Below are 15,947 nucleotides of genomic sequence, written 5' to 3'. Positions count from 1 at the left end.
GATGATCTTTCGTCGTAGCATTTTAGCCGAGATCGTGCAGAACACGGTGATGACGGCCGTCGGGCTGCTCGCGGTGGCTCTGACCGTGCTCGTGGTGCGGCTGGTGGGCGAGGCGGCCATGGGCGACATTCCGGCGGATTTGGTGTGGACTTTTCTCGGGCTGAGTACGATCGGGCAGTTGCCGATGGTGCTGGTGCTGGGCGGCTTTGCCGGGGTGCTGTTGACCATCCAGCGTCTGGCGCGCGATTCGGAGTGGGTGGTGTGGCGCGCGTCCGGCATGGCGCGGTGGCGTTTCTATGACCCCTTGATGGCGTTTGCATTGCCCCTGGCGGCGGGAGTGCTGTGGCTCACCTTGTGGGTGTCGCCTTGGGCGGAGCGACAGAAGGCGGAGCTGGAAGCGAGCGCTGCGGCGCGCGACGAGACGCAGAGCGTGGCGCCGGGCGTGTTTCGCGAGTCGGGCGACGGGCGGCGGGTGTTTTTCGTGACGCCGGGAAAAGATGGAACGCAGCAGGTGTTTGCCCGCTTGCAGCGCGAGGGGAGGACGACGGTGGTGCTGGCGGCCGATGCCGAGCTCTTCCAGCGAGAAGGGGCGCAGTGGGTGCGCCTGCGCGATGGCCGGCGCTATGATGAAGGGGATGCACCGCTCGCCTTTCGCGTGGAACGGTTCGCCTGGCAGGAGCTGCGCTTGCGCGCGAGCTCGAGCGAGGTGCCGAAGTTCAAAATGAAGGCGGCGCCTTTGGCGCAGTTGTTGCTTGCACCGGGACGAGTGGAGCGGGCCGAGCTCGCCCGCCGTCTGGGTTTGCCGCTGGCCGCGGTGCTGCTCGTGCTGATGGCCCTGCCTTTGGGAGAGGCGGGGCCGCGCACGAGCAAGGGCTATGCCCTCGTGCTGGCGGTACTGATCTTCGTGGCCTATACCAATTTCATCAGCGTGAGCTATGGGTGGATCGCGCGGGGACGGCTCGGGTTCTGGGAGGGTTTGGCCTTGCCGCACGCTATGGCTTTGCTGGCCTGGATCGGCCTGATGCGCTGGAGGAGCCGACGCGGATGAGGGTGCTGAGGCGATGGATCGTGACGGAGGTGCTGCGGGGGACGGCGGTGGTGACGGCCGTGTTCGCGGCGTTGTTCTTGTTTTTCGATTTCGTGGATCAGCTGGAGGACATCGGGCGCGGTGCCTATGGACTGAAGGAGGCGCTGTTCTACGTGGTGTTGCGCCTGCCTTCGCGGCTCTACGAGCTGTTGCCCATCGCGCTCTTGGTAGGGGCGCTGGGGGCGCTGGCACAGATGGCGCGGCACTCGGAGCTGGCGGTGCTGCGCGCTTCGGGCCTGTCGGTGACGGGTCTGTGGCGTATCCTCGCGTGGGCGGCGGCGGTGCTGGCCGTGCTCATCTTTGCCGTGGGGGAGTGGCTGGTGCCGCCGGCAGAGCAGATGGCGCGCATGTTTCGCGGGCAGGCGATGGGGGAGAGCGACATTTCCACAGGCGATCTGCGCTCGGGGGTGTGGATTCGCGAGGGGAACGATTTCATCAACGTGCGCCGCTTTAGCAGCGACGGTCAATTGCGCGAGCTCGAGATCTACCGCTTCGGGTCCGACCAGACGCTGACGGCGATCGACCGGGTAGCGGCGGCGCAATTCGATGCGGCGCGTGAGACGTGGCGCCTGAAGGAGGTGCAGCGGCGGCGTTTCACTGCCGAGCGGATCGTGGCCGAGGCGGTGCCAGAGCTCGAGTGGCGGACGGAGCTCACGCCAGAGGTGCTGGCGGTGCTGATGGTGGAGCCGTACCGGATGACGATCCGGGCGCTCTCTACCTTCAGCCAGCACTTGATGCGCAACGGGCAGAACGCGGACCGCTACCTGCTGGCGCTGGGGCGCAAACTGGTCTATCCGTTTACGGCCTTCGTGATGGTGACCCTGGCGCTACCCTTTGCCCTGGGGCATGCGCGCGGCGCGCCCATCGGTTTCAAGGTGTTTTTGGGGACGCTGCTGGGAGTGGCCTTCCATCTGCTCAATTCGCTCTCGGGCAGCCTGGGTGTGCTCGCGGGGTGGTCGCCCTGGCTGGCGGCGCTGCTGCCGGGAGCGGCCTTCATGCTGCTCGCGCTGGCGATGATGCATTGGGTGGAGCGGCGCTGAGAGGAGCGGGAAAAAGAAAAGGCCCGCGAGGGCCTTTTCTTGGGGGAAGAGCCGGCAGGATTATTGCGCCGCGCTTTCCTGGGTTTTGCGCACGATCTTTTCCTTGATGCGGGCGGATTTGCCGCTGCGCTCGCGCAGGTAGTAGAGCTTGGCGCGGCGCACGTCGCCGCGGCGCACGACCTGGATCGAGGCTACCAGCGGCGAGTAGAGCTGGAACGTGCGCTCCACGCCCACGCCGGAGGAGATCTTGCGCACGATGAAGGAGGAGTTGAGGCCGCGGTTGCGGCGGGCGATGACCACGCCTTCGAAGGTCTGCAGCCGCTCGCGGTTGCCTTCCTTCACCTTGACCTGCACGGCGACCGTGTCGCCGGCGCGGAAGTCGGGGATGGATTTGTCGGCGGTGAGCCGGGCGATCTCTTCGCGTTCGATCTGTTCGATCAGGTTCATCAGGAGCTCCTGGTAGCAAAAACGCCCCTTCGCGGGGCTGGTGGCGCGCAGAGCAGCCCGGTCAGGCTGGTGCGTCGCGGCTTTCTTCCTGCTCGAGTTCTTCGAGCAGGCGCGATTCTAGCACGGAAAGAGGACGGGAGGCGAGGAGGTCCGGTCGCAGCATCCGGGTTCGCCGTAGTTGCTCTTTGAGGCGCCAGCGTGCGATCGCTTCGTGATCGCCCGACAGGAGCACGGGCGGCACCGCCCGGCCTTCGAAGACTTCGGGGCGGGTATAGTGGGGGTGATCGAGCAGGCCGCCGACGTAGGAGTCGGCTTCGGCCGACTGGGCGTCGCCCAGCGCGCCGGGAAGTTGCCGGATCACCGCGTCGAGCACGACCATGGCGGCGAGCTCGCCGCCGGTGAGGACGAAGTCGCCGAGGGAGAGTTCCTCATCGACTTCGGCCTCGATCACGCGCTGGTCGATGCCTTCGTAGCGGCCGCACAGCAGGATGAAGGCCGGCCGCGCGGCGAGCCGCATCACTTCGCCGTGATCGAGCCGTCTGCCTTGCGGGGAGAGATAGATGACCGGGCCGGAAGAGCCGGTGGCGCGACGTTGCTGCTCGCGGGCATGGCGCAGGGCGGCGGTGAGCGGTTCGGGCCGCATGAGCATGCCGGGGCCGCCGCCGTAGGGGCGGTCATCGACGCGCCGGTGGGGGTCGTGGGTGAAGTCGCGCGGGTCGTGCAGCGCGAGCTCGTAGAGGCCGCGCTCGCGGGCGCGACGGGTGACGCCGTGTTCGGTGAGCGCAGCGAACATGGCGGGGAAGATCGTGACGACGTCGTAGCGGCGCATCGGCTACCAGTCGGGATCCCAGTCGACGGTGATGCGGTGCTGCGGAAGATCCACGTCGAGCACGTAGGCGCGTACGAAGGGGATGAGGTGGGTGCGATCGCGCACGTCGTCGCGCACCGAGAGGACGTCGTTCGCGCCGGTGGTGATGAGTTCGGCGACGCGGCCCAGCGGCGCGCCGCCTGTCGTATACACCTCGACACCGATCAAATCGCCCCAGTAGTATTCGTCTTCTTCGGGCTCGGGCAGCGCTTCGCGCGGCGCGCCGACGTACCAGCCTTGGTAAGATTCAGCGGCGCTGCGATCGTCGACCTCGTAGAATTTGACGATGAGGCCGCGGCCGTGTTGGCGCAGCTCGGCGAGCGTCAAGGTCTGCCAGGATTCGAGGGGGGCGTCGGGCGCGGGCGCGACCCACCAGCGGGGCATTTCGGCCCAGGAGCCGGGGTCGTCGCCGTATGCGTGGAGCTTGAACCAGCCTTTGATGCCGAACGGGGCGACGAGGCGCCCCAGCACGACGATGGCCATGAACGCGGGATTCAGGCGGCGGCGCTTTGGCGTGCTTGCTTCACGAGGCGGAGCACGGTGGGCGAGAGCTGGGCGCCCTGGCTGGTCCAGTAGTCGAGGCGGCCGAAATCGATGGACAGGCCTTTTTCGTTGCCGGAGGCGAGCGGGTTGTAGTAGCCGACGCGCTCGATGAAGCGACCGTCGCGGCGGTTGCGCGAGTCGGTGACCACGAGGCTGTAGAAGGGGCGCTTCTTGGCGCCGCCACGGGCGAGACGGATGACGACCATGCGTGTTCCTCGATGTGCGATAGTGACCGAAAACCGCGGATTATACGGGCTTCAGCAAAAGGAATCAATGCTGCGACGGAACGAGGCGGCGCAGGCGCTCGGGCGCGGCGTATTCGATCACGGTCCGGCCGCGCTCGTCGCGCAGCACGTGGATGCCGCGCTCGGGATAGAGATAGTGGCGGGTGCCGTCTTCCTCGTCTTTCCATTCGTAGGTCGGCGGGCCGAAGCGCTCACGGATGACGGCTTCGTCGAGGCTCGCCTTGGGCAGGAAGGTGACGAGGGTGAGCGTGAGACCGGCAAAAGGTGCGAGCTCGGAATCTTTGAGTTCGACTTTGCGCGCTCCGCCCGCCGTGGGCGCCTTTTTGCCCCGCCGGGCGAATTCGCGTTCGAGGAGCGCGGGCTCGCCTTCGAAGCGCAGGATGAGCTTGCCTTCGATGTGGCCGGCGGTGAAATCGGGGTAGTAGGCTTCGAGCACGTGCGCGCTTCCTTTCCGCTCGAGGATCGCCCATTGCCCGTCTTCCCCTAGCTGGCGGCGGGCGTCGGCGACGGTATTGCCTGCCAGCGTGAGGCCGAAGACGACGGGGCGGCCGCGCGTATCGAGCGCGACGCGCCAGGGCAGGGGCGGCTCGGGGGCGGCGGTCTGCGGGGAAGGCGGGGGATGCCACAGAAATCGCAGGGAGGGTGCGAGGATGATGCCCAGCAGCGTCAAACCCAGGATCCAGTAGAGTTGACGCAGACGAATCTTTTTCCTGGCCATGGGGGTTAGCGCAGCTCCGATTCGATCTCGGCGAAGGTTTGGGCCCGCGGATCGATGGCGATCTCCATGCCGAGTTGGCGGGCGATCTGGGTTGCGGAGAAGATGCCGCGAATACTGACGCGGCCATCGCGCTGTTCGGCCACGAGCAGATGGTGGCGTCCGCATTCCTGCAGGGTGGCGACGACGTTGCCGACCTTGGCGTGCACGACTTCGTCGAAGAGTACGGTGTCGACCCGCGCAAAGGGGGTCATGACGTGCCGCACCAGCACTTCTTCGCGCTTGAGGTGGTTTTCGTGGGCGAAACGCAGGGGTTTTTCGCCGAGGATGTCGTTGGCGGTGAGGATGCCCATCAGGGTGCCCGCCGGGTCGAGCACCAGCAGCAGACGCACGCCGCGGCGGATCATGCGCGCTTCGGCCGCGACGAGCGATTCGTCGGGGCGGGCGGTGACGGGGTGCACCCGCTCGAGGTCGGTCATCACCTCGATCGCGGGGGAGTCGAGCGTGACCTGGCGTGCGGCGCCCTCGTCCGGCGCGTCGATCGTGGTGCCGGGCGTGAGATGGAACCGGTGCAGGGGTTTCCACGATGAAAGCATTATTTTCTCCTCCGTCCCCGAATGTTTCCTCTGCATCATAGACGATGCGGCTGCGGAAAGGAAGGGTGCGGCGGGCGGTATAATCGGGGTTTTCCGCAAAGGGTCGACGGTCATCCAATGAGCGAAATCGTCTTGTTCGCAGGGGGCGCCGCCTGGTCGGCGCCGCGGTTGCAGCGTCTGGCGCGGCGGTTGGCCGCGGCGATCGGCCGGGAGGCGACGCTGTCGGCGCAACAGTGGTTCTGGGCCGAGTGCGAGGCACCGCTCGACGCGCTTGCCCGCGGGCGTCTCATGGAGCTGCTGGCGGCGCAGCCGGCCCCGGCGCAGGCGCCGACGGACGCGCTCGTGGTGCTGCCGCGCTTCGGCACCATCTCGCCGTGGTCTTCCAAGGCGACCGACATCGTGCGCCAGTGCGGGCTTTCTGCGGTGCGTCGGGTGGAGCGCGGCATCGTCTATCGACTGGAAGGATTCGGGCGACTTTCCGCGGTGCAGCGCACAGCGGTGGCGGCCCTGCTGCACGACCGCATGACGGAGGCGGTGGTCTGCGACCCGGGCGAGGGGGCGAGGCTCTTCGCGCATTTTCCGCCCAAACCGCTCGAGACGGTGCCGCTTTTGCGTGAAGGGCGCGCGGCGCTGGAGGCGGCGAACGCTGCCATGGGTCTGGCGCTTTCCGACGACGAGATCGACTATCTGCTCGAAGCCTACCGGCACATGCAGCGCGATCCGACCGACGTCGAACTCATGATGTTCGCCCAGGCCAATTCCGAGCACTGCCGGCACAAGATCTTCAACGCGCGCTGGATCATCGACGGGCAGGAGCAGGAGAAGTCGCTCTTCCAGTGGATTCGCGACACGCACGCGGCGCACCCCGAAGGTACCATCGTAGCCTATGCCGACAACGCGGCGGTGTTCGAGGGGCGCGAGTGCGAGGTGCTGCATCCCGACGCCGACGGCGTATGGCGCAGCCACCGCGAGCGCATGCATTTCCTCGGCAAGGTCGAGACGCACAACCACCCGACGGCGATCTCGCCCTTCCCCGGCGCGGCCACGGGCGCGGGCGGCGAGATCCGCGACGAGGGGGCCACCGGCCGAGGCGCCAGGCCCAAGGCGGGGCTTGCCGGCTTCACGGTCTCGAACCTGTGCCTGCCCGATTTCGAGCAGCCCTGGGAGCGCGCCTACGGGCGCCCGGGGCGCATCGCTTCGCCCCTGGAGATCATGATCGAAGGGCCGATCGGGGCGGCGGCCTTCAACAACGAGTTCGGTCGTCCCAACCTGGCGGGGTACTTCCGCACCTTCGAGCTCGAGGTCGACGGCGAAGTGCGCGGCTACCACAAGCCCATCATGATCGCCGGCGGGGTGGGGGCGATCCAGGCGCGGCAGGCGAAGAAAGTCGGCTTCGCGCCGGGCACGCTGCTCATCCAGCTCGGCGGGCCGGGGATGCTGATCGGCCTGGGGGGAGGGGCGGCTTCTTCGGTGAGCGCGGGCACGAACGAGGCGGAGCTCGACTTCGCCTCGGTGCAGCGGGGCAACCCGGAGATGCAGCGCCGCTGTCAGGAAGTGATCGATCGCTGCTGGCAGCTCGGCATCGACAACCCCATCCTTTCCATCCACGACGTGGGCGCCGGGGGCCTGTCGAACGCGCTGCCCGAGCTCGTCGATGGGGCCGGTCTGGGGGCGCACATCGAGCTGCGTGAGATCCCGATCGAGGAGCCGGGCATGAGCCCGCGCGAGATATGGTGTAACGAGGCACAGGAGCGCTACGTGCTCGCCGTGGCGCCGCAGCAGCTCGAGCGCTTTGCCGCCATTTGCGCGCGCGAGCGTTGCCCCTTCGCGGTGGTGGGCGAGGCGAGCGAGGACGGCATGCTCGTCGTGCACGACCGGCTCTTCGGCAACGATCCGGTGCACATGGAGATGGAGACGCTGCTCGGCAAGCCGCCGAAGATGGTGCGCAGCGTCTCGCGCCGGGCGATCCACCTTCCGCCCTTCGATCTCACCCCGATCGCGCTCGACGAGGCGATCGAACGGGTACTGGCGCTGCCCGCGGTGGCGAGCAAGAAGTTCCTCATCACGATCGGGGATCGCACCGTCGGCGGCTTGACGGCGCGCGACCAGCTGGTGGGGCGCTGGCAGGTGCCGGTGGCCGACGTGGCGGTCACTTCGGCCGATTTCACGGGATACGCGGGCGAGGCCTTCGCCATGGGCGAGCGCACGCCGCTTGCCTGTGTCGATCCGGCCGCCTCGGGGCGCATGGCGGTGGGCGAGGCGATCACCAACCTCGCCGCGGCCGACGTGGCTGAACTCACGCGGGTGAAGCTCTCGGCCAACTGGATGGCGGCGGCAGGGCATCGTGGCGAAGATGTGCGGCTCTACGAGACGGTCGCGGCCGTGAGCCGCTTCTGCCAGGCGACGGGGCTCGCGATTCCCGTGGGCAAGGATTCGCTTTCCATGAAGACGGCCTGGCGCGAGGCCGACGGCGAGGAGCGCGCGGTGGTCTCGCCCGTGTCGCTCATCGTCACGGCCTTTGCCCCGGTCGAGGACGTGCGCCGCACGCTCACGCCGGAGCTCGTGCGTGAGGGCGTGCGCGAGACGGAGCTGGTGCTGATCGACCTGGGCGAGGGGAAAAACCGTCTGGGAGGCTCGGCGCTCGCCCAGGTGTATGCCTCGGTGGGCGAGCAGGCGCCCGACGTGCGCCCCGAGGCAATCGCGGGGTTCTGGCGGGCGCTGCGTGCGCTGCGTGAGCGCGGCCTGGTGCTCGCCTATCACGACCGCTCCGACGGCGGCTTGCTCGCCTGTGCCGCCGAGATGATGTTCGCCTCGGGCTGCGGCCTTTCGCTGCAGCTCGACACGGTGGCGATCGGCGGCGCCTGCCTGGACGTGGATTCGACCAGGCGCGCCGACACCGTGCTGGGGCGGCGCAACGACGCCGTGCTCGCGGCACTCTTTGCCGAGGAGCTGGGGGCGCTCATCCAGATCGAGCGCGACCGGCGCGAGGAGGTGCGCGAGATCCTGCGCGCGCACGGTGTGGCACATCATTTCGTGGGCACGCCCAATGATCGCGACGAGCTGCGGATCTGGCACGGCGGACAGCTCCTCTACGCCGCCCCGCGCACGGCGCTGTGGCAGCGCTGGAGCGAAGTGAGCCGGCGCATCGCCCGCTTGCGCGATGACGAATCCTGCGCCGAGGAGGAATTCGCCGCCTTGGCCGATGCGGCCGACCCGGGCCTTTCCTGCACCCTCACCTTCGAGGTGGGCAAGGCGCCGATGGTGGCAAGCGGAGTGCGCCCGCGCGTGGCCATCCTGCGCGAGCAGGGGGTCAACAGCCACGCGGAAATGGCCGCGGCGTTTTCCCGGGCCGGGTTCGAGGCCGTGGACGTGCCGATGACCGATCTCGTCGCCGGCCGGCGCCGGCTCGACGAATTCAAGGGGATCGCCGCCTGTGGCGGGTTTTCCTACGGCGACGTGCTGGGGGCCGGAGCCGGCTGGGCCAAGGCCATCCTGTACCACGAGGCGCTGCGGGCGCAGTTCGCGGCCTTCTTTGCGCGCGACGACAGCTTCGCGCTAGGGGTGTGCAACGGCTGCCAGATGATGGCGCAGCTCGCCCCGATCATCCCGGGGGCGGAGCACTGGCCGAGGTTCGTCCGCAACCGCAGCGAGCAGTTCGAAGCGCGCTTCGTGATGGTGGAGGTGATGGAGAGTCCCTCGATCTTCTTCGCAGACATGGCCGGCAGCCGCCTGCCCATCGTCGTGAGCCACGGCGAGGGGCGCACGGAGTTCGCCTCGCCCGAGCAGGCGCAGCGGGCGATTGCGACGCTGCGCTACGTGGATCACCGCGGCGCGCCCACCGAGCGCTATCCGTTCAACCCGAACGGCTCGGCCGGAGGCTCCACGGGCTTTACCACGCCCGACGGACGCTTCACCATCCTCATGCCGCATCCGGAGCGCTCCTTCCGCACCGTGCAGTGGTCCTGGGCGCCGGCCGGCCTGGGCGAGGAGGCGCCGTGGTTCCAGCTCTTCCTCAATGCCAGGCGCTGGGTGGGTTGAAAAAGCCGCAAACGGTCGAATATCTTGTAAAAACACCCTCGATGGTGATATATTCTGTCATCTCGTCCGGGCAGACTTGCTAAGTTGTCCGGATTTCCGGTTGGTAAGCAAACGGAAATGGGCTCTTCTGGCCCATTTTTTTTTCTCGGGTGAAACATGGTGGATCTGGAAGCCTTGGTCGAGCAGGTGGTCTCAGGCATGGGGTTCGAGCTCGTCGATTTCGAAGTCTCGCCCCGGGCGCGCATCCTGCGCGTGTTCATCGACATCGAACGCGGTGTCACCGTCGACGACTGCGCCACGGTGAGCGATCAGCTGCAGCGTGTCTTCGAAGTCGAGGACATCGACTACGACCGGCTGGAGGTCTCCTCGCCGGGGCTCGACCGGGTGCTGAAGAAACCGCGCGATTTCGCCCGTTTCGTCGGTTCTCAGGTCCAGCTCAAGCTGCGCGAACCCTGGCAGGGGCGCAAGAACCTGAAAGCGGAGCTGCTGGGCATCGAAGCGGATCGGGTGCGCGTGGCGAGCGAGCTGGGAGAGCATGAATTCGCGCTGGCGGAGATCGATCGGGCCCGCCTCGTTCCTCAATTCGATGGCTTTGGAGGTAAGAAGCAATGAGTCGCGAACTGCTGTTGCTGGTCGATGCGCTGGCCCATGAAAAGAACGTCTCCAAGGACGTGGTCTTCGCCGCCCTGGAAGCGGCGCTCGCCTCTGCCACCAAGAAGCATCTGCATGAAGACGCCGACGTGCGCGTGGAGATCGACCGCTCCACCGGCACCTATCGCGCCTGGCGGCGTTGGCTGGTGCTGCCCGATGCCGAGGTGACCAACGACGAGCGCGAGATGGGGCTCATCGACGCGCGCGAGCTCGATCCGGACATCCGCGTGGGGGACTACCTCGAAGAAGAGATTCCGGTGCAGGATCTCGGGCGGATCGGGGCGCAGACGGCCAAGCAGATCGTGCTGCAGAAGATCCGCGACGCCGAGCGCGAGCAGATCCTCGAAGAATTCCTCTCGCGCAACGAAACGCTCGTCTCCGGTACCATCAAGCGCATGGAGCGCGGCAACGCCATCGTCGAGATCGGCCGGCTGGAAGCGCTCCTGCCGCGCGAGCAGATGATCCCGCGCGAGGCGCTGCGCGTCGGTGACCGCATCAAGGCGGTGGTCATCCGGGTCGACCGCAGCGGCCGTGGGCCCCAGCTGATCCTCTCGCGCACCTCGCCCGAGCTGGTCGTCAAGCTCTTCGAGCTGGAAGTCCCCGAGATCGAGGAGGGGCTCATCGAGATCAAGGGCTGTGCCCGCGATCCCGGCCTGCGCTCCAAGATCGCCGTGCATTCCAAGGATCCGCGGCTCGATCCGGTGGGCACCTGCGTGGGCATGCGTGGCTCGCGCGTGATGGCGGTCAGAAACGAGATCGCCCAGGAGCAGATCGACATCATCGTCTGGTCGCCCGACCCGGCGCAGTACGTGATCGCCGCGCTGCAGCCGGCCGAGGTGCTCTCCATCGTGGTCGATGAAGAAAAGCACGCCATGGACGTGGTGGTCGACGAGGCCAATCTGGCGATCGCCATCGGCCGCGGCGGGCAGAACGTGCGGCTCGCCTCCGAGCTCACCGGCTGGATCATCAACCTGATGAGCCAGGCCGAGTCGCAGCAGAAACAGGAGGAAGAACGCCAGGCTCTGCGTGCGCTCTTCATGGAGAAACTCGACGTGGACGAGGAGCTGGCCGATCTCTTGATCGACGAGGGTTTCTCTTCGCTCGAGGAGATCGCCTACGTGCCGCTCTCCGAGATGCTGGCCATCGAGGGGCTGGACGAGGAGACGGTGCAGGCGCTGCGCGAACGCGCGCGCACGGCGCTGCTCAGCGAGGCGATCGCCATCGAGGAAGCGCTCGAAAAAGTGGAACCGGCGCTCTTGGCGCTGGAGGGAATGGACAAGGATCTGGCCGTGAAGCTCGCCCGACAGGGCATCACTCGGCTCGACGATCTGGCGGAACTGGCGACCGACGAGCTCGCCGAATTGACCGGCATCGACCATGAGCGCGCCGCCGATCTGATCACCAAGGCGCGCGCACATTGGTTCGAGTAAGGGGGTAGTAGGATGGAAGCAAAAAACGTCAAGGAATTCGCCGACGAGCTCAGGCTCGACGTGCAACGCCTGCTCGACCAGTTTCGGCAGGCGGGAGTGGAGAAGAATGGTGCCGAGGATCCCGTCACGGCCAGGGACAAGGCGCAGCTGCTCGCCTTTCTCAAGCGCCAGCACGGCGAGAACACCGGCGGCAAGATCACGCTTACGCGCAAGGAAACCACCGCCCTGAAGGCCACCGACGCCCAAGGCCGGGCGCGCACGGTGCAGGTCGAGGTGCGCAAGAAGCGGGTGCTCGTCAATCGCGATGAAGTGCTGGCCAAGGCGAAGGAAGAGCAGGCCAAGGTCGAGGCGGCGCTGAAGGCGGCGCAGGCGGTGGAAACGGCGGCGCGTGCCACGACTCCTGTCGCCGAAGAGGCCGCTCCTGCCGTGCGAGCCGAGACCGCCCCCCAGGCCGAGACCGCGCCGATCTCCGTCGAAGCGCAACCCCTTCCCAGCGAGGCCGCTGCATCCGTCGCCGAAGAAAAGCCTTCGGCGGAGGAAACTCCCGCAGAGGTTGCCGAGCCAGTCGCGACCGAGGCGTCTGCCGTGGCGGCGCCGGCCGAAGTCGCAGCGCAAGCGCCGGCCGTCGCCGAGTCCCGCGCCGCCGGGCCTCAGCTGGCTCCTTCGGCGCCCAAGACGAAGCTCACGCGGACCGCGACCCCGGCGGCCTCCATTTTGTCGCCTGAAGAGCTCGCGCGCCGGGAAGCCGAAGCGAAGCGCCAGGCCGAACTGCGCGCCCGCCAGGAGGCCGACCTGCGTGCCAAGCGCGAGCGTGAGCTCGCCCGCCAGGCGCGTGCCCAGGCGCAGCTGCAAGAAGAAGCGGCGAAGGCCAGAGAAGCTGCCGAGGCGGCTGCCGCAGCGGCCGCACCCGCTCCCGCGGTGACCAAACCGGCTACCGAGGAACGTCCGACCCTGCACAAGGCGAAAGACAAAGAGAAAAAGGTCGAGAAGAAGGCCGATGAACGCGCGCCCAGCAAGCGCGGCGGGCTCAAGGTGCGGGCACTCGACGACGGCAGCGCCGGCTGGAAAGGCGGCGGCAAGGGAGGCAAGGCCGGAAGGCGTGCCGCCCGCGGTACCGAGTCGCACGCGCAGCAATTCCAGGCGCCGACCGAGCCGGTCGTGCGCGAGGTGCATGTGCCCGAGACCATCACCGTGGCCGAATTGGCGCACAAGATGGCGGTCAAGGCTACCGATCTCATCAAAACCATGATGAAGATGGGCATCATGGCCACCATCAACCAGGTCATCGACCAGGAAACGGCCATGATCGTGGTCGAAGAGATGGGGCACAAGGCCGTGCCTGCCCGCCTGGACGAGCCCGATGCCTTCCTTGAGGAAGTCGGCACGCAGCACTACGAAGAAAAACCGCGTCCGCCGGTGGTCACCGTCATGGGCCACGTCGACCACGGGAAAACGTCGCTGCTCGACTACATCCGCCGCACCAAGGTGGCGGCGGGCGAAGCGGGCGGCATCACGCAGCACATCGGGGCGTATCACGTGGAAACGCCGCGCGGCACCATCACCTTCCTCGACACGCCGGGCCACGAGGCCTTCACGGCCATGCGGGCACGGGGTGCGCAAGCCACCGACATCGTGGTGCTGGTGGTGGCGGCCGACGACGGGGTGATGCCGCAGACGCGCGAGGCGATCCATCACGCGCGCGCCGCCGGTGTGCCCATCATCGTGGCCGTCAACAAGATCGACAAGCCCGACGCCAACCCGGAACGGGTGCGGCAGGAACTGGTGGCCGAAGGGGTGATCCCCGAGGAATACGGCGGCGACACCATGTTCTACAACGTCTCGGCCAAGATGGGGCAGGGGATCGACGAGCTGCTCGAAGGCATCCTGCTGCAGGCCGAGGTGCTGGAGCTCAAGGCGCCGGTCGAAGGGCCGGCGAAAGGCATCGTGCTGGAGGCGCGCCTGGACAAAGGCCGCGGTCCGGTGGCGTCCGTCCTGGTGCAGAGCGGCACGCTGCGCAAGGGCGACGTCGTGCTCGTCGGCTCCACCTGGGGCCGGGTGCGGGCCATGCTCGACGAAACCGGCAAGCCGGTCGACTCGGCCGGTCCGTCGATGCCCGTTGAGATCCTTGGGCTGGAAGACGTGCCGCAGGCGGGCGAAGAGTTCGTCGTGCTGCCCGACGAGCGCAAGGCGCGCGAGATCGCCCTCTATCGCCAGGGCAAGTTCCGCGAGGTGAAGCTTGCCAAGCAGCAGGCGCTCAAGCTGGAGAATCTCTTCGAGCAGATGAGCGAGGGCGAGGTGAAGACGCTGCCCATCATCATCAAGGCCGACGTGCAGGGTTCGCTCGAAGCGCTCAAGCAGTCGCTGGAAAAACTCTCCACCGACGAGGTCAAGGTGCAGGTGATCCACGGTGCCGTGGGCGGAATCAGCGAGAGCGACGTGAACCTCGCACGCGCTTCCAACGCCATCATCATCGGCTTCAACGTGCGCAGCGACGCCAGCGCGCGTAAGCTCGCCGAGAGCTACGGCGTGGACATCCGTTACTACAACATCATCTACGATGCGGTCGACGAGATCAAGGCGGCCCTGAGCGGCATGCTCTCGCCCGAGCGCAAGGAAGAGATCATCGGTCTGGCCGAAGTGCGCCAGGTCTTCCGCGTGCCCAAGGTCGGCACCGTGGCCGGCTGCTACGTGCTCGAGGGCACGATCCGGCGTGGCGCCAGGGTGCGCGTGCTGCGCGACCACGTGGTCATCCACGAAGGCGAGCTCGATTCGCTCAAGCGCTTCAAGGAAGACGTGCGCGAGGTCAAGGCCGGCTACGAGTGCGGCCTGTCGGTCAAAGGCTACAACGACATCCAGGTGGGCGACCAGATCGAGGTGTTCGAAGTGCGCGAAGTGGCGCGGGAGCTGGCATGAAGGGAGGAAACCGCACGCGCCTGCCGCGGGTGGCCGAGGGCATCCGCGAGGAGCTCGCCGAGCTGATCGCGCGGCACGTGAAGGATCCACGCGTGGGCTTCGTCACCATCACCGCCGTGGAGGTGAGTCCGGATTTCGCGCATGCCAAGGTGTACGTCTCCACGCTCGCCGATCCGGCCACCATCCCGGAGCTCCTCGAGGGGTTGCAGCACGCGGCGGGATTCCTGCGCCGCGAGCTCGGCCGTCGTCTGCGCATCCACACCATCCCGCAGCTCACCTTCGTCTACGACGAATCGATCGAGCGCGGCGTGCGCCTGGCGCATCTGATCGACGAGGCGGTAGCCAAGGAACCGGGAAGGGATGACGAGGGCGAAGACCGTGGCGCTTGACGGCGTAGCGCTGCTCGATAAGCCCGAGGGCATCACCGCGAACGCCGCGCTGCAGCGGGTGCGCCGTGCCTTGGGGGCAGCGAAGGCGGGGCATACCGGTACGCTCGATCCCATGGCGACCGGTCTCATGCTGCTCGCCTTTGGCGAGGCGACCAAGTTCGCCCAACGCTGGCTGGAAGCCGACAAAGTCTATCTCACGCGCGTGCGCTTCGGCGTGGCCACCAGTACGGGAGACGCCGAAGGCGAGGTGATCGCGCGCGCGCCGGTTTCTTTTGGCGCCGAGGCGCTGCAGGCGGTGCTGCCGCGTTTTCTCGGCACCATCGAGCAGGTCCCGCCCATGGTCTCGGCCCTGAAGCACGAAGGCAAGCCCTTGTACCGCTACGCCCGCGAGGGGGTAGTGATCGAGCGGGCGGCCCGGCCGGTGACGATCCACGAACTGCGCCTCATCGAGTGGGACGAGGCACTCGCCGCGGCCACCCTCTACGCCCGCGTCGGCAAAGGAACCTACATTCGCACCCTCGCCGAAGACCTCGGCGCGGCGCTGGGGGTGCCCGCGCACATCGACCGGCTGCGGCGCCTGGCGATCGGCCCGTTTTCGCTCGAGGAGGCGAGGACGCTCACCGAATGGGAGGAAGCGGGGGAAAGCGGGCGGGAATGGCTCTTGCCGCCCGATGCCCTGGTGCGCGATCTGCCTTGCGTTACACTGGATGTGGCGCGCACCCAGGCGTTCCTTGCCGGTCAGCGCATCGGCCGGGCCGCGCTCGGCGACTCCCTTTCCTCCGGGATGGTGCGCGTCTATGGCAGCAATGACGAGGACAAGCCGCTTTTCATCGGATTGGGCGAATACGAGCCGACGCGGGGCTTGTCCCCGAAGCGCGTCATTGCTAATATAACGCCGCCTTCGTCGCGTGTTCCGGTCATCCCGGCCGAGTGATCCCTTCCGGATCGCGGCCTGTTCCATTTTTTTGCGTTCAGATTCACGAGA

Annotated in this window: 14 protein-coding genes; 8 read left to right on the top strand and 6 right to left on the bottom strand. The window is 67.4% G+C overall.

Annotation, left to right across the window (positions count from 1 at the left end):
- Position 1: 1 nt before the first annotated feature.
- Both lptF and lptG read left to right on the top strand, forming a co-directional pair.
- Positions 2–1,048 carry an LPS export ABC transporter permease LptF gene (lptF, locus tag EPD82_RS05460; protein ID WP_170210794.1) on the top strand — a complete coding sequence of 349 codons (1,047 nt, stop codon included), beginning with the start codon at positions 2–4 and terminating at the stop codon, positions 1,046–1,048.
- Complete coding sequence (lptG, locus tag EPD82_RS05455) at positions 1,045–2,127, top strand: LPS export ABC transporter permease LptG (RefSeq protein WP_055423557.1); 1,083 nt, start codon at positions 1,045–1,047, stop codon at positions 2,125–2,127. The genes lptF and lptG overlap by 4 nt, the downstream gene beginning before the upstream one ends.
- 60 nt (positions 2,128–2,187) lie before the next feature.
- On the opposite strand, the gene rplS is transcribed toward lptG, so the two are convergent.
- From rplS to EPD82_RS05425, 6 genes are all read right to left on the bottom strand, one after another.
- Positions 2,188–2,574: a 50S ribosomal protein L19 gene (gene rplS / locus EPD82_RS05450; protein WP_055423558.1), complete on the bottom strand. Its 387-nt coding sequence runs from the start codon at positions 2,572–2,574 to the stop codon at positions 2,188–2,190.
- 61 nt (positions 2,575–2,635) lie between these two features.
- The gene (gene trmD, locus EPD82_RS05445; protein ID WP_141056013.1) at positions 2,636–3,403 is read right to left on the bottom strand and encodes a tRNA (guanosine(37)-N1)-methyltransferase TrmD; all 768 of its coding nucleotides are present in this window, start codon (positions 3,401–3,403) and stop codon (positions 2,636–2,638) included.
- Between the two features lie 3 nt (positions 3,404–3,406).
- Entirely contained in the window at positions 3,407–3,919 is a 513-nt protein-coding gene (gene rimM / locus EPD82_RS05440; RefSeq protein WP_141056053.1) for a ribosome maturation factor RimM, read from the bottom strand.
- A gap of 17 nt (positions 3,920–3,936) precedes the next feature.
- Positions 3,937–4,191, bottom strand: coding sequence for a 30S ribosomal protein S16 (gene rpsP / locus EPD82_RS05435; RefSeq protein WP_055423560.1), 255 nt, complete (start codon positions 4,189–4,191; stop codon positions 3,937–3,939).
- A 64-nt stretch (positions 4,192–4,255) separates the two neighbouring features.
- On the bottom strand, positions 4,256–4,948 hold the full coding sequence (locus EPD82_RS05430) for a hypothetical protein (protein WP_141056011.1): 693 nt from the start codon (positions 4,946–4,948) through the stop codon (positions 4,256–4,258).
- A gap of 5 nt (positions 4,949–4,953) precedes the next feature.
- Positions 4,954–5,541 (bottom strand): CBS domain-containing protein, encoded by a 588-nt coding sequence (locus EPD82_RS05425; protein ID WP_170210792.1) that lies wholly within the window; start codon positions 5,539–5,541, stop codon positions 4,954–4,956.
- Between the two features lie 117 nt (positions 5,542–5,658).
- On the opposite strand from EPD82_RS05425, the gene purL reads away from it, so the two are divergent.
- From purL to truB, 6 genes are all read left to right on the top strand, one after another.
- Positions 5,659–9,579, top strand: coding sequence for a phosphoribosylformylglycinamidine synthase (gene purL / locus EPD82_RS05420; protein WP_141056006.1), 3,921 nt, complete (start codon positions 5,659–5,661; stop codon positions 9,577–9,579).
- 156 nt (positions 9,580–9,735) lie between these two features.
- Complete coding sequence (gene rimP / locus EPD82_RS05415) at positions 9,736–10,191, top strand: ribosome maturation factor RimP (protein ID WP_055423564.1); 456 nt, start codon at positions 9,736–9,738, stop codon at positions 10,189–10,191.
- Positions 10,188–11,660 carry a transcription termination factor NusA gene (nusA, locus tag EPD82_RS05410; RefSeq protein WP_141056004.1) on the top strand — a complete coding sequence of 491 codons (1,473 nt, stop codon included), beginning with the start codon at positions 10,188–10,190 and terminating at the stop codon, positions 11,658–11,660. Before rimP ends, nusA begins: the two co-directional genes overlap by 4 nt.
- Before the next feature lie 12 nt (positions 11,661–11,672).
- Positions 11,673–14,573: a translation initiation factor IF-2 gene (gene infB / locus EPD82_RS05405; protein WP_055423566.1), complete on the top strand. Its 2,901-nt coding sequence runs from the start codon at positions 11,673–11,675 to the stop codon at positions 14,571–14,573.
- Positions 14,570–14,962, top strand: a complete 393-nt coding sequence (gene rbfA, locus EPD82_RS05400; RefSeq protein WP_055423567.1) for a 30S ribosome-binding factor RbfA — start codon at positions 14,570–14,572, stop codon at positions 14,960–14,962. Before infB ends, rbfA begins: the two co-directional genes overlap by 4 nt.
- Positions 14,934–15,896 (top strand): tRNA pseudouridine(55) synthase TruB, encoded by a 963-nt coding sequence (gene truB / locus EPD82_RS05395; protein ID WP_055423568.1) that lies wholly within the window; start codon positions 14,934–14,936, stop codon positions 15,894–15,896. Before rbfA ends, truB begins: the two co-directional genes overlap by 29 nt.
- Positions 15,897–15,947 lie beyond the last annotated feature (51 nt).

This window comes from Tepidiphilus succinatimandens, assembly GCF_006503695.1.
In the GTDB taxonomy this organism is placed as follows: domain Bacteria; phylum Pseudomonadota; class Gammaproteobacteria; order Burkholderiales; family Rhodocyclaceae; genus Tepidiphilus; species Tepidiphilus succinatimandens.
Note: the sequence above shows the minus strand (reverse complement) of the source record. Positions and strands in the feature narration are given on the sequence as shown.